Source organism: Streptomyces sp. NPDC060194, from assembly GCF_042728285.1.
Taxonomy (GTDB): domain Bacteria; phylum Actinomycetota; class Actinomycetes; order Streptomycetales; family Streptomycetaceae; genus Streptomyces.
This window is the reverse complement of the sequence record NZ_JBHWZH010000016.1, coordinates 18,762-45,684: the sequence shown is the minus strand read 5'-3', so window position 1 is coordinate 45,684 and position 26,923 is coordinate 18,762. Positions and strand designations below refer to the sequence as shown.

The window sequence follows — 26,923 nt, the reverse complement described above, 5'->3', positions numbered from 1 at the left end:
GACCGCCCCCAGTGGCAACGGAGGAGCGCGATGACCATTCAACCCGTCGTGACACGGCGATCGAGCGAAGCGGCCCCCCGCCGGCTCCGCACCCACAAACGGCCTCCTGCGCGCCAGGCGTCGCGCAGGAGGCCCCAGAGAGTGCAGTGGGCGTACCTCGCCGCCCCGCTGGCGCTCCTCGCCGTGTTCACCTACATCCCGGTGGCCAGCCTGATCAGCTACAGCTTCACGGACTGGGACGGACTCAGCCGAGGCAGCGACAACATCGGATTCGAGAACTACGCGGACCTGTTCACCAGGCCCGAGTTCCTCAGCGTCTTCACCGTCAGCCTCTACTACCTGGCCGGAGCACTCCTGCAGATCGGCCTGGCCCTCTACTTCGCCACCGTCCTCTGCTTCGATGTCCGCCTCGGCAACCTCTTCAAGGGGATCCTCTTCTTCCCCTACCTGCTCAACGGCGTGGCGATCGGCTTCGTCTTCCTGTACTTCTTCCAACCCGGCGGAACGCTGGACGCCGTGCTCGGCACCCTCGGGGTTTCCGAGCGCCAGTGGCTCGGCGACCCCGATCTGGTCAACTCCTCCCTGGCCGGCGTCTCGGTGTGGCGGTACATGGGGATCAACCTGGTGCTCTTCACGGGGGCGATCCAGTCCATCCCACCCGCGCTGTTCGAGGCCGCCGTGCTGGACGGCGCGAGCCGCTGGCACCAGTTCCGCCACGTGATCGCCCCCAGCATCAAGCCGATCATCAGCATCAGCGTCATCCTGGCGGTCTCGGGCGCCCTCTCGGTCTTCGAGATCCCGCTGATCATGACCGGTGGGGCCAACAACAGCGAGACCTTCGTCATCCAGACCCTGAAGCTCGCCTTCAACTTCGACAAGGTCGGCCTGGCCTCCGCCGGAGCCGTGGTCCTGCTCGTCCTCGTCGTCCTGGTGACCTACCTGCAACGCCTCCTCGTCCCCGACGACCGAGTGGAGCTGTCATGACCGCCGCGTCCGCCCTCAGGGCCCGATCCCTCCACCCCGTACGCTCCGCACTGGCCGTCGGCCTCACGTACCTGTCGCTGCTGCTGGGATGCGCCGCGGTGCTGCTGCCCCTGGGCGTGATCGTCCTCGGCTCGCTCAAGACCAGCCGTGAGATGGCCAACGATGGTCCTCTGTCCCCGCCCGACGACTGGCTCAACTTCGACAACTTCGTCATCGCCTTCGAAGACGGCAAGATGCTGACCGGGCTCCTGAACACCACCTTCATCCTGTTCTTCTCGGTCATCGGCACCATCCTCATCGGCTCGATGACCGCCTACGCCCTGGACCGCTTCTCCTTCCGGCTCAAGCGCCCCGTCCTGGGCCTCTTCCTCTTCGCCGCCCTCGTCCCGGGCGTGACGACGCAGGTCGCCACCTACCAGATCATCCAGCAACTCGGTGCCTACAACACGCCCTGGGCGCCGATCCTGCTCTACCTGGGCACGGACATCATCTCGATCTACATCTTCGTGCAGTTCATGAGGAGCATTCCGATCTCCCTGGACGAGGCGGCCCGACTCGAAGGGGCCAACACCTTCACCATCTACTGGCGGATCATCATGCCGCTGCTGCGGCCGGCCATCGCCACCGTGGTCATCATCAAGGGCGTCTTCATCTACAACGACTTCTACTACCCGTTCCTCTACATGCCCTCCAGGGACCTCGGCACCATCTCGACGTCCCTGTTCCGGTTCAAGGGGCCCTTCGGCGCGCAGTGGGAGGTGATCTCCGCCGGGGCGGTTCTGGTGATCATCCCGACCCTGGTCGTCTTCCTCCTGCTCCAGCGCTTCATCTACCGCGGCCTCGCCGCCGGCGCGATCAAGTAAGGGGCGGTCACGCCCCCCAGCAGACCACTGCACGTGGAGGACCCGTGCAGGCCCCTTTGGCACGAAGGAGACAGAGATGTACCAGGCACTGCATGCGGGCTGGACGCTGAGGTGTGAGGACTCCGCCCGGGACATACGGGAGCTGCCTGCTTCCGTTCCCGGATGCGTTCACACGGACCTGTTGCGCGCCGGTCTCATAGACGACCCCTACTTCGCCGAGAACGAGGCCGGCCTGAACTGGATCGGCCGCGTCCCCTGGAGCTACGAGACCCGCTTCACGTGGCAGCCGACGGGAGAGACGCACACCGACCTGGTCTGCGAGGGCCTGGACACGGTGGCCACCCTCACCCTCAACGGCACGGTCCTCGGCTCGACGGCCAACATGCACCGCGGCTACCGCTGGCCCGTCGCCGAGCTTCTGCGCGCCGGCACGAACACCCTGCACGTACGGTTCGACTCCCCCTACGAGTACGCCGAGACCCACCGGGCCGCGATGGGTTTCCGGCCCGGGCCCTACGCCGAGCCCTTCAACTACATCCGCAAGACGGCCTGCAACTTCGGATGGGACTGGGGGCCGACCCTCGTCACCTCCGGCATCTGGCAACCCATCGGGCTGCACAGCTGGTCGGATGCGCGGATAGCCGGCGTGCGTCCCCTGGTCACCCTCTCCGACGATCACGCGACCGGTCACGTCGAGGTCCACGTCGGCGTCGAGCGCACGGGCGACGCCCCTGTCCGCGTCACCGCGGAGCTCGCGGGGAAGGAAGCCTCGGTGACCGTCGCCGACGGTGAGGACAGTGCCGTGATCTCCCTCGATGTCGCCGACCCGGCCCTGTGGTGGCCGCGTGGGTACGGTGAGCAGCCCCTCCACCCGCTCACCGTGCGGGTGGGAGACGAACGGTGGACCCGCGAGATCGGCTTCCGAAGCGTCGAAGTCGACCCCGAGGCCTTCCGGTTCGTCATCAACGGCAAGCCCGTCTTCGTCAAGGGCTTCAACTGGATCCCCGACGACTGCTTCGCCGACCGCGTGACCGAGGAGCGCCTGGCCGAGCGCTTCGACCAGGCCGCCACAGCCGGCGCCAATCTCCTGCGGGTCTGGGGCGGAGGCCGCTACGAGTCGGAGGAGTTCTACCACCTCGCCGACCGGCTCGGCCTCCTCGTCTGGCAGGACTTCACCTTCGCCTGCGCCGCCTACCCGGAGGAGGAACCCTTCCGCAGCGAGGTCGAGGCCGAGGCCCGCCACCAGGTGACACGCCTGTCCAGTCATCCGTCCCTCGTCCTGTGGTGCGGCAACAACGAGAACATCGAGGGCGAACAGGACTGGGACTGGCGCGAACCGCTGGCCGGCCGCAGCTGGGGAGCCGGGTTCTACTACGACCTCCTTCCCAAGATCGTCGCCGAGCTCGATCCCTCCCGCCCCTACTGGCCGGGCAGCCCGTACTCGGGCTCCCCGGACGTCCGCGCCCAGGAGCCCTCGCGCGGAACCGTCCACATCTGGGACGTGTGGAACCGCAGGGACTACGCGCACTACAGCTCCTACACACCGCGCTTCGTCGCCGAGTTCGGCTTCCAGGGCCCGCCGACGTACGCCACCCTGCGACGGTCCTGCCCCGACGATCCGCTCGGCATCGGCGCCGGCCACCAGAAGGCCGAGGGAGGCGACCGCAAACTGCTCGCGGGCCTGGGCGCCCACCTTCCGCAACCCCGCGACTTCGACGACTGGCACTACCTCACCCAGCTCAACCAGGCACGGGCGCTCACCCATGGAATCCAGCACTTCCGCGCCCTGATGCCCTACTGCATGGGGACCATCGTCTGGCAGCTCAACGACTGCTGGCCGGTGAGTTCCTGGGCCGCCGTCGACGGCGACGGACGGCGCAAGCCGCTCTGGTACGCCATGCGGCGCCTCTACGCACCCCGCCTCCTCGCCTTCACCGGAGGGGAACTCGCGCTCGTGAACGACACCGACACCTCCTGGTCCGGCGAACTCGTCCTGCAGCGGCTCGGCTTCGACAACCTCCTCCTCCACCGGAGCGGCATCGGGGTCGACGTCGCACCCCGATCCGTCCGGAGGATCGACCTCACCGGTGAGCTGATGGAGGCGGGAACGCCGGCACGCGAGCTGGTGAGCGCACAGCTCGGCGAGGAGCGAGCCCTGCACTTCTTCACCGAGGATCCCGCGTCGGAACTGCCCCCCGCGCGCTTCACCGCCACCGCCCGCCCGAGCGCGGACGGTCTGGAGGTCCGGGTGACGGCGCACACGATCCTGCGCGAACTGGCGCTGTTCCCCGATCGACTGGACCCGCAGGCGACGGTCGACGACCAGCTGGTCACGCTGCTGCCGGGGGAGAGCGTCACCTTCCGCGTCTCCACCGCACGGGATCTGCGGCCGCACGACCTGACGACCTTCCCCGTGCTGCGCTGCGTCAACGAGGTGCGCCCCTGACACACCGTGGGAGCGGCCGGGGACGGCCGGGCGGCGTCCGCCGGAAGCCCGGGACCGTCCGGGTGGGCGGGTGGTGGGAACGGATGCGTGATGGCGTGGGGCCCGGCAGGTGGGGAAGTCGGAGCACTCCGAGCCGTCGTGACGAGGGAGCCGCTGTGGGGATCGCATGGGTGCGTTGGGCGGGCGCGGCCACCGCCCGCGTACGGCCTCGATACCGTCATCCGGCCGGCCCTGCCGGCCGGGCCCTGCGGCCTGAGTGATCCGGACGGCACGGTCCCCGCCCCCACCGCGCTGCTCGTCCGGGCCATGGGTTCCCGGGACACCGTCATCGGCACGGCCATGCTGCTGGCCGACACGCCCTCCGCGCCCCGTGCCGCGACGGCCTGCAGGATCGTCTCCGACCTCTCCGATGCCGCCCTGTTCGGCACGTTGCTGCCCGATCCGGCGGCGCGTCGGTGTTCCCACTGGTGGCCGCACATGGGGAGGCCGGCGGCATCGTGGAGCGGCTGCGGACCGCCACGAGTGCCAGGAGGTCGTCGAGGAACTGGTCCTGCTCTTCCGGCACCGCCGGGAGGAGCGCGGTGCCCGGCCCGCGGACGGCGTCCGCGAGGCGCTCGGACGCGCACCCCGCGACTTCGCCGACTCCGTCCGCCGCACCGACTTCTCCGCCCCCTGACGCCGGGCGACCCCGTCGCCGACGGCGATGACGTCCACCTCCGTCAGGGGAGGATGGAGTCGACGTGGCCGCCGTCCACCCGCCGAAGGGGCGCGCGGCCGCGCGCCGGACGGAGGCCGGGCGCCACCGGGCGGGGCGGTAGCCTCCTGGTCGGATTTCCCCGCGCGGAAAGGCGCCCCCGATGTCGACGAACCGGCCCGCTGTCGTACGCAAGCACCCGCCCGAGGTGCTGATGAAGATCGTCAACCCGGTCATGCGGCGGCTGATCGCGCGGGGCGGCAAGGGCCCCGCGGAGCAGCTCCTGCTGCTGCACTTCACCGGCCGGAGGTCGGGACGGAGCTTCGAGGTGCCGGCGGCGCGGCAGGAACTCGGCGGCGGGGAGGTGTGCGTGCTGACCAACAGCGCGTGGCGGGTCAACTTCCGCGGGGGAGCAGACATCGAGGTCACCGACCGGGGCGAGCGGCGCCCCGTGCGCGCCGCGCTGGAGGAGGACCCCGCCGCCGTCGCCGCCGTGTACACCGAGTTGCTCGGCCGGCTCGGGTACCGCAAGGCGAACCGCCTCGGCATCTCGCTCACCGTCGACCGGCCGCCCACGCGGGAGGAACTGGAGGACGCCGCGCGGCGCTACCGCCTCTCCGTCGTCCGCCTGACGCCGCGCGTCTGAGCCGGGGGCGGGCCGGGCGGGACGCGGCGTACCCGGCCCGCCCCGCCCCAACCCGCCCCGCCCCGCGCCGGCCCGCCCCGGCAGCGGCCCGCGAGCGGCGGCTCACAGGCACACGTCCCCGTACTCGCGGGCGAGCACGTCGGCCATCTCCGCGACGGAGAAGCGCCGCAGGACCGTCCGCCGGCCCGCCTCCGCCATCCGCCGCCGCTCCCCGTCGCCGACCGCGACCAGCCGGCGCAGGCCGCTTGCCAGCGAGGGCCGGGTGGAGGTGTCGAGGAGCACGCCGTTCACGCCGTCCCGCAGGTAGTGCGGGACGCCGCCGCGCCGGGTGGCGCCCACGGGCAGGCCCGCCTCCATGGCCTCCAGGACGGCCAGCCCGAACTCCTCCTTGCGGCTGGGGCACACGTACCAGGCGTTCAGGCCCGCCGTCTCCGCGAGGGCGTGCTCCAGACGCCGGACCTCGGCGTTCGGGAGCGCCGGCATCAGCGCGAGGCGGCGCGCGGCCCCCGGGTACGCGCGCAGCATGGCGTGCACGCGGGCGCGCATGTCCTGCTCGGTGTCCGAGGGGTGCTCGACGGCCCCGCCGACCAGCACCAGCGTCGTCTCCCGCCACAACCCCCCGTGCAGCCAGGCGTCGACGAGCAGGTCCTGCTGCTTCGTCGGGTGGAGCCGGCCGACGGAGAGCAGCAGGGGCAGGTGCCGGTCCTCGGGCGCGAGCGTGGTGACGCCGTCGCCGCCCGCGAACAGGGCGCCCACGGTCTCCTCGCGGCGCACGGCCTCGTCGGGGGCGGGGCGGTAGGCGGGGATGCCCTCGGGGGGAGCCGCGGGGCCCTTGCCGCAGTTGTGCGTCCTGAGCAGCGGGAAGTGGCGCAGGAGCTCCTCGGTCCCGCCGCGGCCCGGGATGCCGAGCACGGCGTGTGCGCGGTGCACGAGCCGGTCGGCGACGAAGACCCGGTGCAGGTCGTCCCGCAGCCGCTCCGCCGCGGGTCCGTCGGCGGAGGTGGTGCGGGCGTGGCGCTCGGAGAACTGCCGGTGCGGGTCGGGGGTGGCGGTGAACACCAGCCGGCTGCCGAGGAGTTCGGCCGCCCGGGCCAGGGCGAGGCTCGCGTCGTCGGCGTAGCGCACGTGCAGCACGTCGACCGGCCGGGGCAGCAGGCCCAGGAGGCGCACCGCCCACCAGGTCAGCGCCGCACGGTGCGCGGGCGTGTGCTGCCGGTGCGCACCGGCCGGCGCGTCGACGGGCAGGCGGAGCACCCAGTGGCCCGGCGACCGCTCCCGCACGGGGCGCGGATCCCGCGCGAGCTCGTGGTGGTCCGCCGTCACGACGGTCAGCACGCCGGCCGCCGCGCTCGTCGACGCCAGGTGGTCGCCCAGGCCGCCGAGCAGCACCGAGAGTCCGCCGCTGAGCCCGTGGCCCGGGCTGTCGAGGCCGCCCAGCAGCATGGTCTGGGCGACGAGGAGGCCGTCCGGCTTCGGCACGACCTTGGGGAGGGCCGTCGGAGGGCTCAGCAGCAGCCGTTCGTAGACGTCGCCGGCGGCGGACGGGGCGGGGAGGTGGGGAGCGCCGCCGGGGACCAGGTGGAGGTAGCGCCACAGGGCGTGCCGCTCCCGGCGGTCGGTCGCGGCGGCGGCGAGGGCGGCCGCCTCCTCGGCGGTCAGCGGGTGGAGCGCGGAACCCGCGGCCAGTTCGAGCAGGACGGAGACCTCCGCGGGCCGCGGGCCCGGGGCGAGGAGACGCGCGCGCAGCGCGTCGCGTGCGGGCCCGGGGCCGTGCCGCCGCACCGCCCGCGGCCACAGCTCAAGGACCGGCGCGGCGACGTGCGGGCGGTCGAGCGCGCGGTCGAGGAGGTCGTACGGGGCGGGGGCGAGGCCCAGGCGGACGGCCCTGCGCAGCGACGCGGTGGCGAGGTCGTCGGGGGTGGGGCCTCCGACCGGGCCGTCCCCGTCGTGCGGGCCGGGCCCGACGTACGGGCTGTTCCCGCCGAGTCCGTCGTGCGGGTCGTTCCCGCCGTCCCCTCCGTACGGGCCGTGCCCGCTGGGCCGGTCGCGCGGGCCGTCCCCACCGTCCCCGTCGTGCGGGCCGGGCCCGTACTCGGCGGCGAGCAGCCCGGCGAGCAGACCGCCCGCGGGGTGTCGCCCCGAGGACGGCGGCCCCGTGTCGGGCTCGTCGCGGTAGAACGCCGCCCGCGCGGTGATCAGGTCGTCGTCGCTCATCGCCGGGGCGCCCTCTCCGCCATGACCCGGAGCAGGTGCTCCGCGGCCCAGGCCGGGCCGCGGGTGCGCACCGCCGAGGAGGCGCGCTTCGCGGCCTCGCCCGCCGGCCCCCGCAGGTCCTCCAGCGCGGCCCGCACGTCCGCCGGGCGGACGGCGTTGGGATCGGCCGCGACCCCCGTGCCGGAGCGCTCGGCGTCCCGTGCGACGGCGAACTGGTCGCTGGAGAAGGGCAGCACCAGCGCCGGGACCCCCGCCCGCAGGCACTCGGTGAAGGAGTTGCCCCCGCCGTGGTGGACCATGGCGTCCGCCCGGTCGAGGAGGGCCCGCTGCGGCACCGTCTCCGCGACCACCGCCCGGTCGCCGGCGAGGTCGGCCAGCGCCCCGGCCCGGGACCCCGCGGCCACGACCACCCCCGTGCCGGGAACGTCGAGCGCCCCCGCGACCGCGGTGCGCAGCACGTCGTCGCGGGCCGAGAGGAACGTGCCGAACGCGACGAGGACGATCCGGTCCGCGTGGCGCCGCAGCCGCTCCATCCGCCGCGACCAGTCGGCGTCCGGAGGGGCGTGGTCCGCCGGGACCATGTGGCCGGCGAAGAGCCGTACGGGGCCGGGCGGCGGCGTCGGCAGCCAGGGCAGCTCGGGGTAGGCGTGGACGACGGCGTGCGGTGAGCTGAGCGCGAAGGCGCGACCGGGGGAGGGCGCGCCCGGCGCGTGGCGGCGCGCGAAGTCGCCGAACGCCTCGGTGAACGCCCGGTCGTTCTCCCGCACGGCCGCGCGCAGCCGGTCCGCGTCCGCCGGGTCCGGCCGCAGCGCGTCGGGCCAGTCGTAGGGCATCCCGAAGTAGGCGTCGGGGCCGGCCGGCAGGTACGTGGGGTGCCCGGGGCAGAAGGTCGCGTACGGGACGCGCAGGCAGTGCAGGGCGAGCGTGACGGCGAAGCTCAGCTGGTCGGTGACGTACCAGTCGGGCCGCAGCCGCGCGTCGAGGCCGCGCAGCTCGTCCAGGACGGCCTCGGGCTCGGCGAGCATGTCGGCCCGCCGGTGCCGGGCCTGGGTGAGCAGGGTCGGCACGGCCCCGTCGCGGGTGGCGGCCAGGAACTCCGCCAGCCGGGCCGCCTCCTCGGGCGGCTGGCGCGTCGCCTCGGCGATCCCGGTGTTGGCGTTGCGCGTCACGGTCAGCGGGACGAACGCCACCCCCGCGTCCCGCGCGAGGCCGGCGAACTGCGGCCCGCACGCGAAGTGGACCTCGGCCCCCGACGCGCCGAGCGCGGCCGCCAGGGCCGCCAACGGGACGGCGTGCGACGCGAACGGCGGACTGACGACGACGATGCGAGCCACGGGATCCTCTCCTGACGGCACCGGGCCGCTGCCCGCACCGGCCTCCTCCGAGTGTCCGCCGCCGCGGACGGACTCGCCTGTTCTTCGCCGCCCCGTGCGCGTTCGGATGCGGGCTCAGGTCCATGAGCGGGACTCGAAGACGGGCTGGTCGCCGGCGGCCCACCGTCCGAGGGTGGTGGCCGGGCGGCCGAGGAGCCCGGGCAGCTCCGTCGTGGAGGTCGTGTCCCTCCCCCGCCGGGAGAGGGTGTGCACGATGCGCATGAGGCCCCGTCCGCCGAGCCCAGGCGCCGCCCCGGTGATGCGGGAACGGGGCGCAGGACCGCCGCGCCGGCCGCGTCAGGTGCGTGCCGTGGCCGGCGGGTCGTCCTCGGCCGGGACGCGGACGGCGATCAGGGCGACGTCGTCGGCGCTGCCGGACGCCAGTCCGCTCATGAGCTCGTCGCAGAAGACGTCGAGGTCCTCGCGGGCGAGCGCGGCGGCGTGCTGGCGAAGCCGGGTCGCCCCGCGGTCGATCTCCTCGCCGCGGCGCTCGATGAGCCCGTCGGTGTAGAGCACGACGGTGGACTCCGGGGGGAGTGCGGCGGTGGCGTCGGGGCGCGGGAGGTCGGGCGCGACGCCGAGCAGCGGGCCGCGCCCGCCCTCCAGGTAGCGGGTGTCGCCGTCGGGGGTGACGACGAGGGGCGGCGGGTGGCCGGCGACCGCGTACTGCAGGGTCCAGGGCTCGGCCGGTGCGGCCTTCTCGACCAGGGCGTAGATGCAGGTCAGGGTGCGCTGCGGGTGCAGGAGGTGGTGGGCGGCGTCCAGCCGGGCGAGGATCCGCCCCGGCGGCTCCTTCCGGTCGCACGCGATGCCGCGCAGCATGTTGCGGACCTCGCCCATCGCGACCGCGGCCTTCAGGTCGTGGCCGGCCAGGTCGCCGATGATCAGCGTGGTGGCGCCCCGGGGAAGGACGAACGCGTCGTACCAGTCGCCGCCGACCTCCGCCGCGGCGACCGCCGGCTGGTAGCGGGCGGCCATCCGCAGCGGCCCCTCGTCAGGCAGCACCGGCAGCAGCGAGCGCTGCATCCGTTCGGCCATCCGCTGCACCTGCGCGTGCAGGGAGGCGTTGTCGACGGCCAGGGCGACGCGGTGCGCGAGCTCCGCGACCAGGGGCATGGCGTGCTGGTCGAGGGCCCCGGTGTCGGTGGCGCGGGCGAGGGTCAGCACACCCACCACCTGGCGCCGCACCGTCAGCGGTGCCACGACCACCGAGGCCGCGCCGAACCGTTCGTACAGCTCCTGCTCGCGGTCGAGCAGCGGGTCCTCGCCGTTCTCGCCGCGGGGCGGAGGCGGCGTCTCCAGGATCGGGCCGACGCCCCGCAGCGCGCGGGCGAGGAGCGAGGCGGACGACTCCGCCGGCGGCGGCAGGAGCCCCTCGTACAGTCCGGGTGCGAGCGCGTCCGCGTCGCGGTGCTCCACGACCACCCGCCGCAGCCGCCCGCCCTCCAGGAGGTCGACCGCGCACCAGTCCGCCAGCCCGGGCACCAGGCTGCGGCCCAGCCGCCGCAGCCCCTTGGCCAGGTCGAGGGTGCTGCCGAGCGCGTCCCCGGCGTTGGCCAGCAGGAGCAGCCGGGTCAGCGCCTGCTGCAGCGCTACGTCCACGGCCCGCTCCTCCGTGCGCCGCGCGCTGCGGCATGCCCGCCGTCCCGGCGGCGGGTGCGGCCCGTCACGCCGCGGGGGCGATGTTGAACAGGCATCCGGCGGGGTCGCGCAGGGTGCGGGCGAAGCCGGTGAGGGCGGCGGGCCGGGCGGACCTGCTGCCGCCTCCGGACGCGGCGGCGCCCATGGCCCGCTCCATGTCCTCGACCTCGAAGGTCACCAGCCAGCGGGGGCGCTCCTGGAGGGCCGAGGACGCGGGGTCGGCGCCGCCGCGCAGCGTCGCCGCGGTGTGCCCGGCGTGCTCGGCGACGACGCGGTCGTCGCGGAAGCTGACCTCCACCCCGGTGGGGCCGCCGCGGGCCCAGCCGAACACGCCGCCGTAGAACACGGCCGCCTCGAACAGGTCCCAGGCCTGCAGGTCGAGGCGGACCCCGACGTCCTCGCCGTGCGGCCAGACCTGGGTCGGGCCCTCCCAGATGCCGAAGGTGGCGCCCTCCCGGTCCGCGGCGAGCGCCGCCCGCCCGGTCCCCAGCGCCGCGGGGCCGACGGCGACGGTCGCCCCGCGCTCGCGGATGCTGCCGGCCGCCGCGTTGGCGTCCGCGACACCGAACACCGGCGTCCAGATCGGCTTCGGCGCGAGGCCCGGCCGCCGGGACCCGATGCCCGCCACCGGTCGGCCCTTGCAGAACGCGGTCGAGAACCCCTCGCCCAGCGAACCCGGCCGGAACTCCCAGCCGAGGACGGCGCCGTAGAAGGCCTCCGCCGCCTGCAGGTCGTCCACCATGAGGTTCACCCAGCACGGCACCCCGGGATCGGGCACCACGTCGTTCGCGGATGACATCGCGTCCTCTCCGTCGCTGACCGGCAGACCCCGTGCGTGACCTGCCCTCCGGCCATACTGACCCCAGCCCTGCCACCCCGCCTCTGCAGCCGGACGCCCGCGCACGACGCGGTACGGAGCACGCGGCGGCCCCACCTGCCCCGACCGCCCCGGCCTGCCTTCACCCGAACGGGCGAGGGCAGGTCGCCGCGCGCGAGCCCCTTACCGGACCCGCCGTCAGGTGTGCAGGGCTCCGGGGTACACCCGGGCAGCGCGGAGCACCCGCCCAGCGGTGCGGACGCCCCGGGCGCGCTCCCCGCCGCCGGTCCGCGTCAACGCAGTGTGCCGTGGCGTCGCGGGGGGCTGCACGCGGATGGTGCTCGGGGGACCGGCCCTCCGGCCGTTGGTGCAACCCGCCCTCGGCGGGCGGTACTTGTGTGTGCCGCTCCCGTGGGGCGGGTTGCGGGGGTGTGTCACCAGGAGGACTTGGTCACGCCCGGAAGGTGGCCGGCGTGGGCGTGCCGGCGGAGGTTGACGCGGGAGAGGCCGAAGGCGCGCAGGTAGCCGCGGGGGCGTCCGTCGACGGAGTCGCGGTTGCGGATGCGGGTGGGGCTCGCGTCGCGGGGCTGGCGGCGCAACTCGGCCTGAGCGGTCGCGCGTTCGGTGGGCGGGGTGGAGGGGCGGCGGACGGTCTCCTTGAGCTCGGCGCGCCGTGCGGCGTACCGCTCGACGGTCGCCTTGCGCTGCTCGTTCTTCGCGATCCTGCTCTTCTTGGCCATCAGACCTTCCCTCCTCGGGCGCGGATGCGCGCCACGGCGGCCTCGACGCCGATGACGTCGATCGTCCTGATCCCCTTGGCGCTGAGGGTGAGGCGGACGGTGCGGCCCTCGCTGGGGAGCCAGTAGCGCTTGGACTGGATGTTCGGGTCGAAACGGCGGGAGGTGCGCCGGTGCGAGTGGGAGATCGTGTTGCCGAAGCCCGGCCGGGCGCCGGTCAGTTGGCAGTGGGCGGACATGGGTGTGGCCTGCCTTCCGGTCGCTCCACCACCGGCTTGTCGGTAATGGAAATCATTTGCATATACTAGCCCGCATGGCACGCAACGAACAGCGCCCGATCATCAAGCTGCGCTCCACGGCGGGGACCGGCTTCACCTACGTCACCCGCAAGAACCGGCGCAACGACCCCGACCGGCTGGTGCTCCGCAAGTTCGACCCGGTCGTCCGCCGGCACGTCGACTTCCGCGAGGAGCGCTGACCCGGCCGGCACGCTCCCGAACCGACCCCCGACAGAAAGGCCCGCCATGAAGTCCGGCATCCACCCCGCCTACGGCCCCGTCGTCTTCCGCGACAGCGCCTCCGACCACGCCTTCCTCACCCGCTCGACGATGACCAGCGAGAAGACGATCGAGTGGGAGGACGGCAACACCTACCCCGTCGTCGACGTCGAGATCTCCTCGGTGAGCCACCCCTTCTACACCGGCACCGCCCGCGTCCTGGACACCGCGGGCCGCGTCGAACGCTTCGAGCGCCGCTACGGGGCCCGGTGATGGGGCGGGACGCGCGCCTGCCCGTCGTCCTCGTCGCCGGGCTGCACGCCGACGCCCGCCGGGAGGTCGTCGACCGGCTCCTGCGGGCCGTCCCCGGGAGCGTCGCCCTGCACCACGACCTGAGCGGGGCGGCGGCCGGGACCGTACGCCGGCTGGTCCGCGACGCGGCCGGCGAACTGGGCTCCGCTGACGCCCCGTTGGTGAACGACTGCGCCTGCTGCGCCCTGCGCGAGGACCTCGTCCCCGAACTGGACCGGCTCGCAAGCGGAGGCCGACACCGGCTGGCCGTGGTCGAGTTGTGGGACTCCGTCGAGCCGAGGGCGATGGCGGAGGTGATCGCGGCGCACGGGGGAGAGGAGTTCGTCCTCACCAACGTGGTCACCGCCGTCGACCCCGCGCTCGTGCTGCCGTACCTCGCCGACGGCGACGACCTCGCCGAGGCCGGGCTCGCGGCCGCGCCCACCGACCGGCGCACCGTCGGCGACACCTGGGCCCGGCAGTTGGAGTACGCACCCGTCCTCGCGCTCGTCGACGGCGCGGACGCGGACGACGAGGACCGGGCGCTGCTCGCCCAACTCCACCCGACGGCCCGCCAGGTGGCGGCCGGCTCGGGCGCGCTCGCCGCACTCGCGTTCGCCGGGTTCGACGTCGAGGCGGCCGCCGCCGCCCAGCACCCGGCGTGCGCGCTGCTGCCGCAGGACGCCGACGCCGCCGGCGTCGCCACCCTCGTCTGGCGCCGCTACCGGCCCTTCCACCCCGAGCGGCTGCACGCCGCGCTGGAGGACCTGTGCTGCGCGGCCGCGCGCAGCCGGGGCCGGTTCTGGCTCGCCGACCGCCCCGACGCCCTGCTCGCCTGGGACGCCGCCGGCGGCGCGCTGTGCGTGGAGAGCACCGGCCCGTGGCTCGCCTCGCTGCCGGACGCGGCCTGGGAACTGGTCCCGCCGGTGCGCCGCGCGGCCGTCGCGCTCGACTGGCACCCGGAGCACGGCGACCGCTGCCAGCACCTCGTCTTCACCTCCCCCGGCCTCGACCGCGAGGGCCTCGTCCGCCTCCTCGACTCCTGCCTGCTCACCGACGCCGAGTACGCCGCGGGCCGCGAGTCCTGGAAACGCCTGCCCGCGGCGTTCGACGCCCTGCTCTAGGGGGTGTCCGGCGGATCTGGCCCGGCTGGAGTTCGCCTCGCCACCTGCGTCGGGCCGAGCGGGGTCTGGTGCGTCGAGGTGCAAGGCGGAGGAGGGAAGCGACGCGGAGCGTCGGCGACCGACGACAACGCCGCAGATCGGCGTGCCAGACCCCGCGACCCAGGGCAAGATCCGCCGGACACCCCCTAGCCGGGCCCCGCCCGCCCCCGCCGGCCCGCGCCCGGGCCCCGCGGCTCCGGGTGCAGGGTGCGGTAGCGGTCGCGGTGGAGGGCGCGGTAGCCGCCCGGAGGGCGGCCGCAGGCGGCGGTGAAGCAGGTGTAGAAGCGGGTCTGCGAGCCGAAGCCGGCCACCGTGCCGATCTCGGTGACCGGCAGGTCGGTCGTCACCAGGAGCCGTTGCGCCTCCGCCACCCGGCACTGGGTGACGTAGGAGGTGAGGGTGGTGCCGACGACCTCGCGGAAGAGGGTCATCGCGTAGTGCGGGTGCAGGGGGACCGCCGCGGCGATGCGGTCGGCGGTGAGCGGCTGCCGGAAGTGCAGGGCGACGAAGCGGACCATGCGGGCGGCGTGGGCGACGGCGGTCCGGTCGTGCGGCTCGGTGCCGACGCCGTCGTCGGCCTCCGCGCCGGGTCCGGCCCGGCGTGCGTCCGCCGCCCGCACCAGCCGGCGCAGCCGCGCCTCGATCTCCAGGACGGCGATGCCGCGCGCCTCGTCGTCCGCGGCCAGGTCGGCCGCCCAGCGCCGGAGCAGCAGGACGTCCGCGTCGCGTTCGCGCGGGTCGGCGGGGGCCGGGGCGACCACCGGCTCCCCGGCGAGCAGGCGCCGTACGGCCAGGCCCGGGGTGCGCCAGCCCAGGAAGACGGAGAGCGGCACGGTGAGCCAGTGCACCGGTCCCGAGCCGCCCGCCGCGACCAGCTGGTGGGGGACGGCCGCCCAGAAGGCGGCCATCTCGCCCGGCCCCAGCGTCACGACGCGGCCCCCGAAGAGGTACGTCAGCTCGTCGTCGGCGGCGAGGTTGACCTCGATGTCGTCGTGGCGGTGCGGATGGTCCATCAGCGCGGGGCGGCCCTGCCAGCAGGCCAGGCCGAAGGCGTCGTCCGTCGCCGGGGAGGTGGGTGCGGGCATCTGAGGATCCGGGAAGGTCGGAGGTGGATGGGGGAGGAGACGGCCGCCGCGGGTGGGATTCCATGGAGGCGCCGGGAACTGTGCCACCCGGATCCACCGCTGTCGACCCCTTCCCGGGCCGATCCGACCCCAGGAGCCCCGATGACCGACACCGCCACGCGTCCCGCCCCGTCCCCGTGGGCCCTGAGCGACGAGGAGATCGCCTCGTTCGACGCGCAGGGGTACCTCGTCCTGCGCGACCGCATCCCGCGCGATCTCGTCGAGCGCCTCGCGTCGGCGTCCGAGCGCTGGACGGCCGCGGGCCGCCGGTCGGCCGGGGACCCGTCCGCGGCGGTGGACTACGAGTTCGCCGAACGCCCCGGCGGCCGGCGGCTGTTCCGCGTCAACTACCTGCACGGCAAGGGCGAGCCGGCCTCCCTCGAACTGCTCGGCGCGCCCGAGCTCCTCGGCATCGCGGAGAGCCTGGCCGGGCGCAACTTCGTGCCCACGTACGAGTCGCTGGTCTTCAAGGACGAGGGCGACGGAGCCCCCATCCCCTGGCACCAGGACGCCGTGCACCCGCGCAACCACCGGATCTTCAACATCGACGTCTACCTCGACGCCTCGCGCGACGGCGAGGGCGCGCTGCGGGTCGTCCCCGGGTCCCAGCGGGGTGCGACGGACGTGTGCGCGCTCGCCGACGCCCACGGGTGGGACGTGCCCGGCGCGGTCGTCGTCGAGATGGAGCCGGGCGACGTGCTCGTCCACGACGTGATGCTGGTCCACGGCTCCGAGCCGGTCGTCGGCAACCGGCTGCGCCGGACGGTCTACTACGAGTTCCGCGCCGCCGAGCAGATCCTCGCCGAGGGCCCCTGGGACCGCGACTTCGTCGACGCCCGCCTCCGGCTGCTGCCCCTCGCCCTCGACCACCACCGCGCCGCCCGCCCCGGCGCCGACGCCTTCCGCTGGAACGCCGACCCCGACCTGCGCCCCCGCACCTCCGGCGACACCGCGACCGAACTCCGCGTCGTCCACGGCGTCCACACCCCCGGCTCCTTCTGCAGCGCGGGCGACGTCCCGGTCCGGCAGGACGGCCCCGCGTGAGCGCCGGCGCGGGGTGAGGGGTCCTGCCCGGCCACGAGGGGCGCGCGTATCGACGATAACAGTTAACGGGTTGCATCGATACGAACGGCTTGTTATCGTCGATACGTGGACACGAAAGCAGTGATTCTCGCCCGGGCCGCCGAGCTGCTCGCCGCGTCGCCGAACGGGGACGTGTCGACGCGGGCGGTGTGCGAGGCCGCGGGGGTCGGGCAGCCGGTGCTGTACCGGCTGTTCGGGGACAAGGACGGGCTGCTGTCCGCCGTGGTCGACGAGGTGTGGGACGAGTACCTGGCCATGAAGCGCGCCGCGCGGCATTCGGCGGACCCCGTCGACGACCTGCGGCGGGGGTGGGACAACCACACCGCGTTCGCGCTGTCCCACCCCCACGCCTACCGCCTGGTGTTCGGCAGCACGCTGAGCACGCCCCCCGCGGCCGCCGCGGAGGCGATGGGGCTGCTGACCGGGATCCTGGAACGCCTCGCCGCGCAGGGGAGGCTGCGGATGGCGCCGGCCGACGCGGCCCGGTTCGTCATGGCCGCCAACAGCGGGATCGCCCTCGGGCTGATTTTGCGCCCGGGTACGTACCCGGACCCGGCGGTGTCCACCGCCGCGCGGGACGCCGCGCTGCGCGCGGTGCTGGTGGACGGCGCGTCCCCGGCGCCGCGGGCGGCCGCCGTCGCGGCGACCACCCTGCGCGCCCACCTGGGGGCGTCGGACCTCTACACCCCCGGCGAGGCCGCGCTCCTGGACGAACTGCTCGAACGAGCCCAGCAGCAGGCCGGGTGACCGTCCGGCCGCTGCCCGACCGCCATCAGAAGGAGAAGCTCATGACCACCCCGACCCCCACCCGCGTCACCCTCGTCACCGGCGGCTCCGGAGGCATCGGCAGGGCCTCCGCCCTGCGGCTGGCCGCCGACGGGCACGCCGTCGCGGTCCACTACTCGGGCAACGAGGCCAAGGCCCGGGCCGTGGTCGAGGAGATCACCGGCGCGGGCGGCCGTGCGATCGCCGTCGGCGGCGACGTGGCCGACGAGAGCGCCATGGAGGCCGCGTTCGACCAGGTCGAGCGGGCCTTCGGCGGGCTCGACGCCGTCGTGCACACCGCCGGGATCATGGCCCTCGGGCCGGTCGCGGAGTTCGACCTGGAGCAGTTCGACCGGATCGTGCGGACCAACCTGCGCGGCACGTTCGTCGTCGCGCAGCAGGCCGCGCGCCGGGTCCGCGAGGGCGGCGCGATCGTCACGTTCTCGACCTCCGTCACCCGTACCTCCTTCCCGCAGTACGGCCCGTACGTGGCGACCAAGGCCGCCGTCGAGGGGCTGACCCTCGTCCTCGCCCGCGAGCTGCGCGGCCGCGACGTCACCGTCAACACCGTCGCCCCCGGCCCCACCGCGACCCCGCTCTTCCTCGACGGCAAGGACCGGCAGACCGTCGACGGCCTCGCCAATGCGGTGCCGCTGGAGCGCCTCGGGCGGCCCGAGGACATCGCCGAGACCGTCGCCTTCCTCGCCGGCTCCGCGCGCTGGGTCAACGGCCAGACCCTCTTCACCAACGGCGGCCTCGCCTGAACGACCCGCCGGGGGGCATCGGAGGCGGTCGGCCCTGCGCGGGGCGTCGTGAACCTCCGGGGGTGTCGGCGACGAGCCGGGCTCTCCGGCCGGGGTGTCCACCGGCCCCCGTCGTCCCCTACATCTGGGGTTGTGAGAGGATCACCTGCCCACATGTGGTGTCGGTGGGGTCAGTGATGAGCCGGTTGTTCGTGGGCCCGCGGGCTGCGGGCGGTCGGGGGAGAAGTGAGGAATGGCAGTGATCTGCGTCGGCGGGATGATCGGTATCGGTAAGACGAGCGTCGCCGAGCTGCTCGCCAGGGAACTGGGGAGCGAGGTCTTCTACGAGAGCGTGGACGACAACCCGATCCTCCCGCTCTTCTACACGGCGACGCCTGAGGAGATCCAGGCGAAGCGCTACCCGTTCCTGCTGCAGCTCTACTTCCTGCAGACGCGGTTCGCCGCCATCAAGCAGGCGTACAAGCGGGGCGACAACGTCCTGGACCGCTCCATCTACGAGGACTGGTACTTCGCCAAGGTCAACCACGACCTCGGCCGCATCAGCAGCCTGGAGATGCGGGTGTACGAGGGGCTGCTCGAGGAGATGATGCGCGAGATCGACGGCCTGCCGTACCGCAAGGCGCCCGACCTCATGGTCTACCTCCGCGCCGACTTCGAGACGGTCCTGCACCGCATCGGGCTCCGGGGCCGCGACTTCGAGCAGGACGCGGGCCTCGTCGCGTACTACCGGACCCTGTGGTCCGGCTACGACGACTGGGTCCACCTCCACTACTCGGCCAGCGACGTCCTCCTCATCGACATGAACCGCACCGACGTCGTGAACAACCCGGACGACGCGGCCCGCGTCGTCCGGGAGGTGCGGGACGCCCTCGCCGCGACCGGCCTCCGCCCGGCCCGGGCCGACCTGGAACCCGCCTGACGCACCCGGCGTCGGCACGCGGTCGTCCCGGCCGGGGCCCGCACCCGACCGGACGGGCGGGCCCGCCTCCCTGGCCGGGCCGCACACCCCGTCAGCGGGTCAGCAGGTCCCGAATCGCCGCGGTGACCTCGTCGGGCGCCTCCTCGGCCATGAAGTGCCCCGCGGCCGCGCGGGCGGTGAGGCGGAGGTCGAGGTCCGGGGCCCAAGCGCGCCACACCGCCGCGGCGTCGCAGCCGAGCTGCGCGCCCCAGTCATGCTGGAGGACGGCCACGGGCATGGCCGGCTGCGAGCCGGCGTCGAGGTCGTCCTGGTCCTGCTCGACGTCGATGCCCGCGGAGGCGCGGTGGTCGGCGACGATCGACGGGATCGCGACCGCGCCGCCGTCTGCGGCGCGCTGACGCCGGGACCGGTCGCCGGGTACCCGGCGGAGGCGTGCGCGGGCACGGGCCGATCACCGCGGCGGAAGGCGTACGGCGCCGGGCCCGGTCATCGCGCGAGCGGGCGGGCGGCTTGTTACGGTTCAGATCCGATCGTCACCCGAGGTCGTCACATGCTCGCCGAGGGTGATCGACACCTTCCCGGAGGGACTGCGCGTGAGGCACCGACGACACCGCTGGGGCGCGGTCCTCGGCACGGCGGCGCTCACCGTCTGCGCGGCCGCGGCACCCGCCCACGCGGACTCCTCCGTGCGGGACGGCGAGATCCGCTGGTCGGACGCGACGCAGTTCGACGACGCGCGGGAGTGGGCGGCCGACGTCTGGTACGACTCCGAGAGCGGCCTCGACCGGGTGCGGATCGGCGCGGCGCCCGCGCTCGTCGACCCCGACCTCGAGTGGCGCGACGAGTCGCGTCCCGACGTCGCCTGGGTCGGGCTCTGGCGCGGCGGTCCGGGCCCCGACTCCGTCATCATGAACACCGCGCTCCTCGGTGACGGCAAGCCCTTCGGCACCCGCGGCTGGCGCCGCATGACCGCCGCGCACGAGCTGGGCCACGCGCTCGGCATCGGCCACCTGGGCGCCGGCTCCCTCATGGCCGCCCGCATGCGCGTCGACATCGGCGGCGGCCGTCCCACCCGCACCGACCGCGCCGCCTACCACCGCCTCTGGGGCTGACGGCGGTGCGCCGGGTCTTCACCGCGCGCGGTGGTCGGGTGTCCGCCGACGGTGGTGGCCGGGTGTCCGCTGCGCGCCGCTCGTCCGCCCTGCGTCGCGGGCACGTGTGCGGCGCGCTCCTGCTCGGCCTGCTCGCCGGGTGCGCCCCCGCCCCGCCCGAGCCCCCCTCCCGCGTCGCCCTCACCTTCCCCGTCGATCTCTCCGACCCCGCGGCCCTCACCCGCACCGCCGACGACCTCTTCGTCGGCCGCGTCACCGCCCGCCGCGGCCAGTCCGACCGCGGCATCGGCATCGAGTCCCAGTACGACGTCCGCGTCGAGCACACCCTCAAGGGTTCCCTGACGGGCGTCATCGTGGTCAACCAGCAGGGCGGCCTCGACGCGGACGGCCGCGCCGTCGACCTGCCCGAGGGGGACGAACTCCTCCACGTCGGCGAGCGCTACCGCTTCGCGACGCGGTACAGCACGCGCTGGGGCTTCCACACGGTGATCCCGGTGCACGGGGACATCCGGCTGTGAGAAGAGGGGAATCCTCGGCCCGGCGGGCGTGCGGTGACCCGAAAGCCTGAGCGCACCGGGCGTGTGGTGGCCCGAAGACCTGAGCCCGTTCTGCGTGCGGAGGCCTGACATCCATAGCCCGGCCGGCGTTTGAGGCCGCCGGGCGGAGCCCGGTACCCGTGGCGGAGCCACGAAGCCGACTCGCCACCCCGTCCCGCGGCGACCCGACGGGAACGTCGAGAACGACCCTCCCCGCCCCCCCCCGCTCAGCACCACCACCCCCGTCCCGAGGAACACCGCCTCGTCTCCGACGTGAAGGTGTCCAGGGGACGGTACGGCCGTCTCACCGGCCGGGGCCGGGTGTGTCGGGCGGGGTGACTTCCCCGGCGCACGGGCGTTGAGCAGGGTATGCCTGCCACCGCCGCCGCTCCGGCCGTCGCGCCGCCGCCGTTCCTGATGACCCCGTCGCAGGGCGGGGCCGCCCGACAGCTGCTGAGCTGGGTCGCCGCGCTGCCCCTGGAGTCGCCCGACGCCCAACTGCTCGCGCTGACCGTCGGCATCCGCGCGGCGCGGGCCGGCGTCGGCAACGTCTCCGGTCAGGACCTGCGCATGCTCCGCCTGGACGACGTCCCCGCCGCGCTCGACGCGCTCGCCGGGCTCGGCTGGCGGAACGTGGACACACTGCGCACGGCCGCGCCGGAGACGCCGGTGCCCGTCGAGGTGCCGGAGCTGGAGCCGGGGCGCGAGGACCGTCCGCTGCGGTTCGGCAAGGAGGCGCGGTCGCGCGCGTCCGGCTGGTCGGTGCGGACGCTCACCGCGAAGCCGGTGCGGAAGGCGTCGGTCGCCGCGCGGCTCGCCGCGCTGTTCGTCGCGGCGCACTCCCGGTCCGACCTGCGGTGCTCGCTCCCGCCGGAGCTGCCCGCGCACTGCCTGGCCGCGCTGCCGGAGCTGGTCGCGAAGGGGTTCGTGGCGGAGTCGGCGGACGGCTCCTACGTCCTCCAGCCGGTCGTACGGCATCTGTCGGGGCGGGTCCCCACGCCGGAGGAGCTGCGCGCCGCGGAGGCGGCCCCGCGGCCCGCCGGGCCGAGCTACGAGGAGTGGAAGGCGGGCGTCAGCCCCGCGCTGCGGCGGCACGTCGAGGCGGTCGAGGGGTGCACGTTGTGCGCGATGCCGCTCGCGCGGGTCTCGGAGGCGTTCCTCGGCGTCATGCTCCCCGAGCAGGCCTCGACGAAGCAGCGGCTCGCCTACGAGGCCTGGCGGCAGGAGAACCCCGCGCCCGGTCCGCACGCCGCGCGCACCGCGGCGGCGTTCCGCGCGGAGCACGGGCACGGGCCGTCGGTCAAGCAGTTCTGCGAGGCGGCGGGTTGGCGGTTGAAGGGCCGCCCTCTGCGCGGGCTCGTCATCGCTCAGCTCCTCGCCGAGGGCTGGCTCACCAACACCGCGCCGGTCCCCTGGACCCTCCGCCCGGGCCGCGCGGCGGGCATCGCGACCCCCCGCCGCGCGACTCCGGGTGAGCGGGTGTCCGACGGCTGATGCCGCGTCCCCTTCGCGCGTGGTAGACGACGGGCAGGAGGTCCCGTCGATGCCGGGTCGACCGCGCGTCGCCGGCGGGACCGAGCCGCACCAGCCTGCCCGGCCAGGCATGCGGCCCGGCCGGCGTGTGATGCCGCCGGCCGGGGGACCGCGATGGAGCCGCGCATGGCCGGTGCGGCGGGTCTCAGCCGAGTCGTAGGCCCGAGCCGGCGAGGTCCGCGCGGATACCGTCGCGTTCGACGGTGACGTGGCGCAGCTTCAACCGGTCAGGATCCTTCGGCAGCGAGAAGGACAGCGACAGCCGCTCGGAGAGCTCCGGCGGCCGCAGCGCGAGCAACGCGGCGACCATGCCGGGGTCGATGCCCGCCTTCTTCAGAAGCCACGGATGGTCGGCGACGACATCGATGAGGTTCGCCTTCATCAGACCGTCGGCGAACCGCGGCGCACCGGTCAGCTCGTGCATCTGCTCCTCGCTCCGCAACGCCTGCCGCACCCGCCGCTCCGGCAGCCCGAGCCGCTTCACCACCGCCGGCACCTCGAGGAGCGCCCGCACCTTCTCCTGCTCGCGCGCCAGCGCCCGCGCCGCCTCGGGGTGGAGGCGCAGCCCGGAGTGGGCGCGGTCCTTGCCGGGCCGGTACACGGCGATGCCGGGGACGTCGAGCTCCATGTGGTCGAGGGTGGTGGAGACGGCCCGGTCGCCGTCGCGCCGGACGTGCGCCTCGGCCCGCACCCGCACCTCGTGCCCGGCCACCGGCAGCGCCCCGGCGACGTCCACCGAGCCGCGACCGTTCTCGGTGAAGCGGACCTGCGACGCGCCCAGCTCCCGGTTGAGGTCGTCGAACGACAGCAGCACGTCGCCGTCCACGGACCCGACGACCGCCCCCTTCACCGAGGACGGCAGGTCGCCGACGATCCGCACGTCGCGGGCGGTCGCGCGGACCTCGGCCAGCGAGACCCGGTTCGCGGAGACGTCGGGGACGGCGACGTCGACCCGGTCGATCCGCTCGTCGAGCACCTGGGTGAGGAACGGGAAGCCGTGGATGTCCACCTGCGGCTCGGTCGCCAGGTGCAGCGACGACCGGATCTTCTCCGCCGCCGCGTTCTGCGCGTAGAGCACGGCGAACCGGTCGCCGACCAGGAGCAGCGCGGCGACCAGCGCGCACAGGAGCACCGTCTTCGCGGCCCGCGAGAGGCCGGTGAGGCTGCTGCGGCCGCGGGCGCGGTGGTTCGGCGGCGACCAGGTGTCGGGTTCGTCGCGATCGTCCCGACGGCGGGCCGACCAGCGCGAGTTCGCCGCGGGGTCGGCGAACTCCGTTTCCGGGTCGGCCAGTTGAGCGAGCTCTTCGTACGGGTTGGCGGTGCGGTGCGCTATGCGTGTGGGGGGTCGCATCGAGTGATCCCATCACGCGACCCCGCCTCGCCCGCAACTCCGGCTCCCGGTAACCGCCCGTTTGCGGCGCAATGTACGGAAGGTGAACGGCGGCCGGGCGCCCCGTCGGGCTCCGGCCGCACCTCAGGGCAGGTCAGCGGCCCATGACCAGCCCGTCGTCCGCCGCCCCGCGGCTCAGGACGACCTTGCTGATGCGGTCGCGGACGTCACCGTGGCCCGCCCCCTCCGCGGTGAGGTCGTTCGCCCGGTTGGTGCCGGGGTCGAAGAACTGCGGCAGGAACTCCGCCTTCGCCACCTCCCACCGCCGCCCCGGCGCCTTCGGCGGCGCGAAGGTGAAGCGGCCGATGCTGCTCTGGTTGCCGCGCATGTCGTGCGCGCCGCTGTAGTTGATCATCAGCCCGGCCACCTGGTCGCCCATCCCGTAGACGATCCAGGTCCCGTTGACCTTCTCGTACGCCTGCGGGACGTGGGCGTGGGTGCCGAGGATGAGGTCGATGTCGGGGCGGCCGCCCGTCGTCGACGCGGTCAGCGCGCGGCCGAGCCGCAGCTGGACGTCGTCGGGGGCGTCCTGCCACTCCGAGCCCCAGTGCAGGGACACGACGACGACGTCCGCGCCCGCCTTGCGCGCCGCCTTCGCGTCGGCGATCACCTTGCGCCGGTCGGTCTGGTTGACCGCCCACGGCTGGCCGGGCGGGGTCGGGTAGCCGTTGGTGCCGTAGGTGTACGCGAGCTGCGCCACCTTCGCCGTGCCGGCCTTCAGCCACGCGGGTGTCCTCGACTCCGCCGCCGTACGGGCCGAGCCGGCGTGCGCGATGCCGGCCGCGTCGAGCGCGCCGAGGGTGCGGCGGATGCCGGCCGCGCCCGCGTCCAGGGTGTGGTTGGAGGCGGTGGAGCAGGAGTCGTACCCGGTCGCCCGCAGCGCCGCGGCGACCTCGGGCGGGGACACGAACGACGGGTAGCCGCTGAACGGGCCCTCCTTCGGGCCGTACACCGTCTCCATGTGGCAGATCGCCAGGTCGGCCTTCTCCACGACCGGGCGCGCGCCCGCCAGCATCGGCCGGAAGTCGTGCCCCGCACCGCCCGCGTCCGCCTTCGCCTGCCGGATGATCGACGCGTGCGGCAGCACGTCCCCCGAGGCGACCAGCGTGAAGCCGCGCTCCTTCGGCGCGGGGCTCGGCGTCGCCGACGTCTTCGCCGCGGGCGGCGCGGACAGCGAGGCCTTCGGCGGCTCGGAGCAGGCGGTGGCCCCGGCGAGCAGCGCGGTGGTGACGGCCGCGACCCCGTACAGCGTGCGATTCATCGTGGAACCGACTTCCCTTTTGTCGGAATAATCACATCACTGCATCCCTACACGAGCCGTCGCGAAGGGTGGTGGTGAGCGCGTCCGTACCGGTGACGGCGGGTGCGTGACCTGTGCGGCGACACCCCGTGTGACAGGTCTGTCACAAGCGCGCCGGGTCCCCGTCCGCCTCACCCGTCCCAGGTTTATCTTTCAATCAGCTCGTCGCACGTCCGAGCTCCACAGCACTCCCGAGGGGGGACCTCACCATGCGCACCCGCGCCCACCGCACCGTCCTTGCCGCCGTCGTCGCGGCCGGCTCGCTCGCCGTCCTGACCGCCGGCCCGGCCCAGGCGGCCGAGTACACCTCCGCCCTGAAGGTCAAGGGCGTCCAGTACGACGCCCCCGGCACCGACCGCAACAGCTGCTCCTCGGGCAACACCAGCGAGGAGTACCTGAACATCCGCAACTTCTCCCGCACCGCCACGGTCAACCTGCGCGGCTACGTCGTCCGCGACGCCGCCGGCAACCGCTTCACCTTCACCGCGAACCACTACCTGCAGCCCGGCGACCACGTGAAGCTGCGCGGCGGCAACGGCAACGACTCCGACGGCGCCAACGTCGTCTACCGCGACAACTGCAACTTCCTGTGGAACAACGACCGCGACACCATCTACCTGGTCAAGCCCTCGGGCAGCCCCGCGGACACCCACGCGTACACCAAGTCCGGCAACGACCGCGACGACAACGGGTACATCACCTTCCACTGACGCCTTCGACGCGGCCCGTCCGCCCTCGCCGGCCGCCGCCGAGGGTGACGGGGAGGGCGGGGCGGCTGCGGATGAGGTGGAAGGGGATCTCGGGGGTCTCGCCGGCGAGTCGCAGGTCGGGGTGGCGGCGGGGGAGGTCCGCGAGGGTCAGGCGAAGCTGGGTCCGGGCGAGGGCGGCGCCCAGGCAGACGTGGACGCCGTGGCCGAACGTCAGCGGGCGGCGGGTGTGGACGCGGCCCGGGTCGACCCGGTCCGGGTCGGGGAACACCTCGGGGTCGCGGTTGGCGGCGGCGAACGCGACCCACAGCAGCGCGTCGGCGGGGATCAGGGTGCCGCCGAGCCGGGTGGGGCGGCGGGTCGAGCGGTGCAGCCCGATGACGGACGTCTCCACCCGCAGCAACTCCTCGATCAGGTCGGCCGGTTCGAGCCGGCCGGCCCCGAGTCCGGCCCACAGCCGCCGCTCCCGCAGTAGCCGCGCGAGGACGTTGGTCAGCGTGCTCGCCGTGGTCTCGTGGCCGGCGAACATCACGTTGCCGATGTTGCCCGTCAACTCCGCCCGGGTCAGGTCGTGTTCGCCCCGTTCCCGGCCGAGCACGAGGTCACGGACGAGCCCGTCGCCGAGCGCGTCGGGGCCGCCGTCGAGCAGGCCGCCGACGTACGCGTCGAGGTCGGCGAACGACTCGGCCGCCCGGACGTGGTGGGCGACGGGGAGGCCCGGGGTGTTGATCGCGACGAACGCGGCGGCCCACTCCCGCAGCCGGTCCGACATCGACAGCGGCAGTCCGAAGACCCGGCAGATGGTGCGGATGGGCATCGTACGGGTGAACTCGGCCGCCAGGTCGACGACTTCGCCGTCCGCGGGGCCTCCCGTGCGGGGTGCTCCGGGTTCGGGAGCTCCGGTGCCGAGGGCTTCGGTGAGGAGCCGGTCGATGTCCTCGGCCAGTACGGGCTCCAGTGCGCGCGCCTGCTGCGGCGTGAACGCCTTGGCCAGCGCGCCGCGCAGCCGGGCCTGGAGCGGCCGGTCGACGTCGACGAGCGCGTACCGGAAGAGGGGCGCGTCCAGCGGGTAGACGGCCAGCGCCGCCGGCGGGAGGTAGGCGCGGCGGGTGTGCTCCCCGGCCGAGGGGAACGTCTCCGGGTCGTCGAGCACGGTCCGCACGTCGGCGTACCGGGTCACGGCCCAGGCGCCGATCGCGGGCAGGTGCACCGCCGGCGCCTGGGCCCCCAGCTCGTCCAGAAGGGAGAACCGCTCGGCGGGGAAGGTGGGCGAGAGCGGGTCGAACCGTTCGGCAGATGTCCGTTTTGTCGCCATGACTCCACC

Annotated in this window: 26 protein-coding genes and 1 pseudogene; 15 read left to right on the top strand and 12 right to left on the bottom strand. The window is 74.3% G+C overall.

Annotation, left to right across the window (positions count from 1 at the left end; all coding sequences use genetic code 11):
- The first annotated feature begins 30 nt into the window (after positions 1-30).
- From ACFWEG_RS05720 to ACFWEG_RS05705, 4 genes are all read left to right on the top strand, one after another.
- Positions 31-984, top strand: a complete 954-nt coding sequence (locus ACFWEG_RS05720; RefSeq protein WP_387209575.1) for a carbohydrate ABC transporter permease — start codon at positions 31-33, stop codon at positions 982-984.
- On the top strand, positions 981-1,847 hold the full coding sequence (locus ACFWEG_RS05715; protein WP_387209573.1) for a carbohydrate ABC transporter permease: 867 nt from the start codon (positions 981-983) through the stop codon (positions 1,845-1,847). Before ACFWEG_RS05720 ends, ACFWEG_RS05715 begins: the two co-directional genes overlap by 4 nt.
- Positions 1,848-1,923: 76 nt before the next feature.
- Positions 1,924-4,293 (top strand): glycoside hydrolase family 2 protein, encoded by a 2,370-nt coding sequence (locus ACFWEG_RS05710; RefSeq protein ID WP_387209571.1) that lies wholly within the window; start codon positions 1,924-1,926, stop codon positions 4,291-4,293.
- 857 nt (positions 4,294-5,150) lie between these two features.
- The gene (locus tag ACFWEG_RS05705) at positions 5,151-5,633 is read left to right on the top strand and encodes a hypothetical protein (RefSeq protein WP_387209569.1); all 483 of its coding nucleotides are present in this window, start codon (positions 5,151-5,153) and stop codon (positions 5,631-5,633) included.
- A 102-nt stretch (positions 5,634-5,735) separates the two neighbouring features.
- On the opposite strand, the gene ACFWEG_RS05700 is transcribed toward ACFWEG_RS05705, so the two are convergent.
- The 7 genes from ACFWEG_RS05700 to rpmB form a co-directional block, all read right to left on the bottom strand.
- Positions 5,736-7,847, bottom strand: a complete 2,112-nt coding sequence (locus ACFWEG_RS05700) for a glycosyltransferase (protein WP_387209567.1) — start codon at positions 7,845-7,847, stop codon at positions 5,736-5,738.
- A complete protein-coding gene (locus ACFWEG_RS05695; protein ID WP_387209565.1) occupies positions 7,844-9,181 on the bottom strand; it encodes a glycosyltransferase in 1,338 nt (445 codons plus the stop codon). Before ACFWEG_RS05695 ends, ACFWEG_RS05700 begins: the two co-directional genes overlap by 4 nt.
- Before the next feature lie 114 nt (positions 9,182-9,295).
- A complete protein-coding gene (locus tag ACFWEG_RS05690) occupies positions 9,296-9,442 on the bottom strand; it encodes a hypothetical protein (protein ID WP_387209563.1) in 147 nt (48 codons plus the stop codon).
- Between the two features lie 75 nt (positions 9,443-9,517).
- Complete coding sequence (locus ACFWEG_RS05685) at positions 9,518-10,822, bottom strand: PP2C family protein-serine/threonine phosphatase (protein WP_387209562.1); 1,305 nt, start codon at positions 10,820-10,822, stop codon at positions 9,518-9,520.
- A 64-nt stretch (positions 10,823-10,886) separates the two neighbouring features.
- Positions 10,887-11,660 (bottom strand): VOC family protein, encoded by a 774-nt coding sequence (locus ACFWEG_RS05680; RefSeq protein ID WP_387209560.1) that lies wholly within the window; start codon positions 11,658-11,660, stop codon positions 10,887-10,889.
- 452 nt (positions 11,661-12,112) lie between these two features.
- Complete coding sequence (rpsN, locus tag ACFWEG_RS05675) at positions 12,113-12,418, bottom strand: 30S ribosomal protein S14 (RefSeq protein WP_387209558.1); 306 nt, start codon at positions 12,416-12,418, stop codon at positions 12,113-12,115.
- Complete coding sequence (rpmB, locus tag ACFWEG_RS05670; RefSeq protein ID WP_387209556.1) at positions 12,418-12,654, bottom strand: 50S ribosomal protein L28; 237 nt, start codon at positions 12,652-12,654, stop codon at positions 12,418-12,420. Before rpmB ends, rpsN begins: the two co-directional genes overlap by 1 nt.
- A 74-nt stretch (positions 12,655-12,728) precedes the next feature.
- Here rpmB and rpmG point away from each other — a divergent pair, with 74 nt between their 5' ends.
- Genes rpmG through ACFWEG_RS05655 form a run of 3 tightly spaced genes read left to right on the top strand, consistent with a single transcriptional unit; the run spans position 12,729 to position 14,327 of the window.
- On the top strand, positions 12,729-12,893 hold the full coding sequence (gene rpmG / locus ACFWEG_RS05665) for a 50S ribosomal protein L33 (protein WP_387209554.1): 165 nt from the start codon (positions 12,729-12,731) through the stop codon (positions 12,891-12,893).
- A gap of 46 nt (positions 12,894-12,939) precedes the next feature.
- Positions 12,940-13,185, top strand: coding sequence for a type B 50S ribosomal protein L31 (locus tag ACFWEG_RS05660; RefSeq protein WP_387209552.1), 246 nt, complete (start codon positions 12,940-12,942; stop codon positions 13,183-13,185).
- Positions 13,185-14,327, top strand: coding sequence for a CobW family GTP-binding protein (locus ACFWEG_RS05655; RefSeq protein WP_387209550.1), 1,143 nt, complete (start codon positions 13,185-13,187; stop codon positions 14,325-14,327). Before ACFWEG_RS05660 ends, ACFWEG_RS05655 begins: the two co-directional genes overlap by 1 nt.
- 185 nt (positions 14,328-14,512) lie before the next feature.
- On the opposite strand, the gene ACFWEG_RS05650 is transcribed toward ACFWEG_RS05655, so the two are convergent.
- Positions 14,513-15,451 (bottom strand): helix-turn-helix domain-containing protein, encoded by a 939-nt coding sequence (locus tag ACFWEG_RS05650; RefSeq protein WP_387209548.1) that lies wholly within the window; start codon positions 15,449-15,451, stop codon positions 14,513-14,515.
- 141 nt (positions 15,452-15,592) lie between these two features.
- Here ACFWEG_RS05650 and ACFWEG_RS05645 point away from each other — a divergent pair, with 141 nt between their 5' ends.
- The 4 genes from ACFWEG_RS05645 (at position 15,593) to ACFWEG_RS05630 (ending at position 19,021) form a co-directional block, all read left to right on the top strand.
- Positions 15,593-16,534 carry a phytanoyl-CoA dioxygenase family protein gene (locus tag ACFWEG_RS05645; RefSeq protein ID WP_387209546.1) on the top strand — a complete coding sequence of 314 codons (942 nt, stop codon included), beginning with the start codon at positions 15,593-15,595 and terminating at the stop codon, positions 16,532-16,534.
- A 105-nt stretch (positions 16,535-16,639) separates the two neighbouring features.
- Positions 16,640-17,320: a TetR/AcrR family transcriptional regulator gene (locus tag ACFWEG_RS05640; RefSeq protein WP_387209544.1), complete on the top strand. Its 681-nt coding sequence runs from the start codon at positions 16,640-16,642 to the stop codon at positions 17,318-17,320.
- Positions 17,321-17,361: 41 nt separating this feature from the next.
- The gene (locus ACFWEG_RS05635) at positions 17,362-18,102 is read left to right on the top strand and encodes an SDR family oxidoreductase (RefSeq protein WP_387209542.1); all 741 of its coding nucleotides are present in this window, start codon (positions 17,362-17,364) and stop codon (positions 18,100-18,102) included.
- Between the two features lie 232 nt (positions 18,103-18,334).
- Entirely contained in the window at positions 18,335-19,021 is a 687-nt protein-coding gene (locus ACFWEG_RS05630) for a deoxynucleoside kinase (RefSeq protein WP_387209540.1), read from the top strand.
- 91 nt (positions 19,022-19,112) lie between these two features.
- Here ACFWEG_RS05630 and ACFWEG_RS05625 read toward each other — a convergent pair.
- Positions 19,113-19,397: pseudogene (locus ACFWEG_RS05625) on the bottom strand (alpha/beta hydrolase); the annotation flags it as partial.
- A gap of 217 nt (positions 19,398-19,614) precedes the next feature.
- On the opposite strand from ACFWEG_RS05625, the gene ACFWEG_RS05620 reads away from it, so the two are divergent.
- From ACFWEG_RS05620 to ACFWEG_RS05610, 3 genes are all read left to right on the top strand, one after another.
- Positions 19,615-20,133, top strand: a complete 519-nt coding sequence (locus tag ACFWEG_RS05620; RefSeq protein WP_387209538.1) for a hypothetical protein — start codon at positions 19,615-19,617, stop codon at positions 20,131-20,133.
- A 62-nt stretch (positions 20,134-20,195) separates the two neighbouring features.
- A complete protein-coding gene (locus ACFWEG_RS05615; RefSeq protein WP_387209536.1) occupies positions 20,196-20,651 on the top strand; it encodes a hypothetical protein in 456 nt (151 codons plus the stop codon).
- 387 nt (positions 20,652-21,038) lie between these two features.
- Positions 21,039-22,163, top strand: coding sequence for a hypothetical protein (locus ACFWEG_RS05610; protein ID WP_387209534.1), 1,125 nt, complete (start codon positions 21,039-21,041; stop codon positions 22,161-22,163).
- A gap of 184 nt (positions 22,164-22,347) precedes the next feature.
- Here the strand turns inward: ACFWEG_RS05610 and ACFWEG_RS05605 are convergent, their stop codons facing one another.
- Together ACFWEG_RS05605 and ACFWEG_RS05600 are read right to left on the bottom strand one after the other, a co-directional pair.
- Positions 22,348-23,553 (bottom strand): DUF2993 domain-containing protein, encoded by a 1,206-nt coding sequence (locus tag ACFWEG_RS05605; RefSeq protein WP_387209532.1) that lies wholly within the window; start codon positions 23,551-23,553, stop codon positions 22,348-22,350.
- A gap of 133 nt (positions 23,554-23,686) precedes the next feature.
- Entirely contained in the window at positions 23,687-24,853 is a 1,167-nt protein-coding gene (locus ACFWEG_RS05600; protein WP_387209530.1) for a CapA family protein, read from the bottom strand.
- Positions 24,854-25,101: 248 nt separating this feature from the next.
- On the opposite strand from ACFWEG_RS05600, the gene ACFWEG_RS05595 reads away from it, so the two are divergent.
- The gene (locus tag ACFWEG_RS05595; protein WP_387209528.1) at positions 25,102-25,602 is read left to right on the top strand and encodes a lamin tail domain-containing protein; all 501 of its coding nucleotides are present in this window, start codon (positions 25,102-25,104) and stop codon (positions 25,600-25,602) included.
- Here ACFWEG_RS05595 and ACFWEG_RS05590 read toward each other — a convergent pair.
- The gene (locus ACFWEG_RS05590; RefSeq protein ID WP_387209526.1) at positions 25,589-26,914 is read right to left on the bottom strand and encodes a cytochrome P450; all 1,326 of its coding nucleotides are present in this window, start codon (positions 26,912-26,914) and stop codon (positions 25,589-25,591) included. The genes ACFWEG_RS05595 and ACFWEG_RS05590 overlap by 14 nt on opposite strands.
- Positions 26,915-26,923 lie beyond the last annotated feature (9 nt).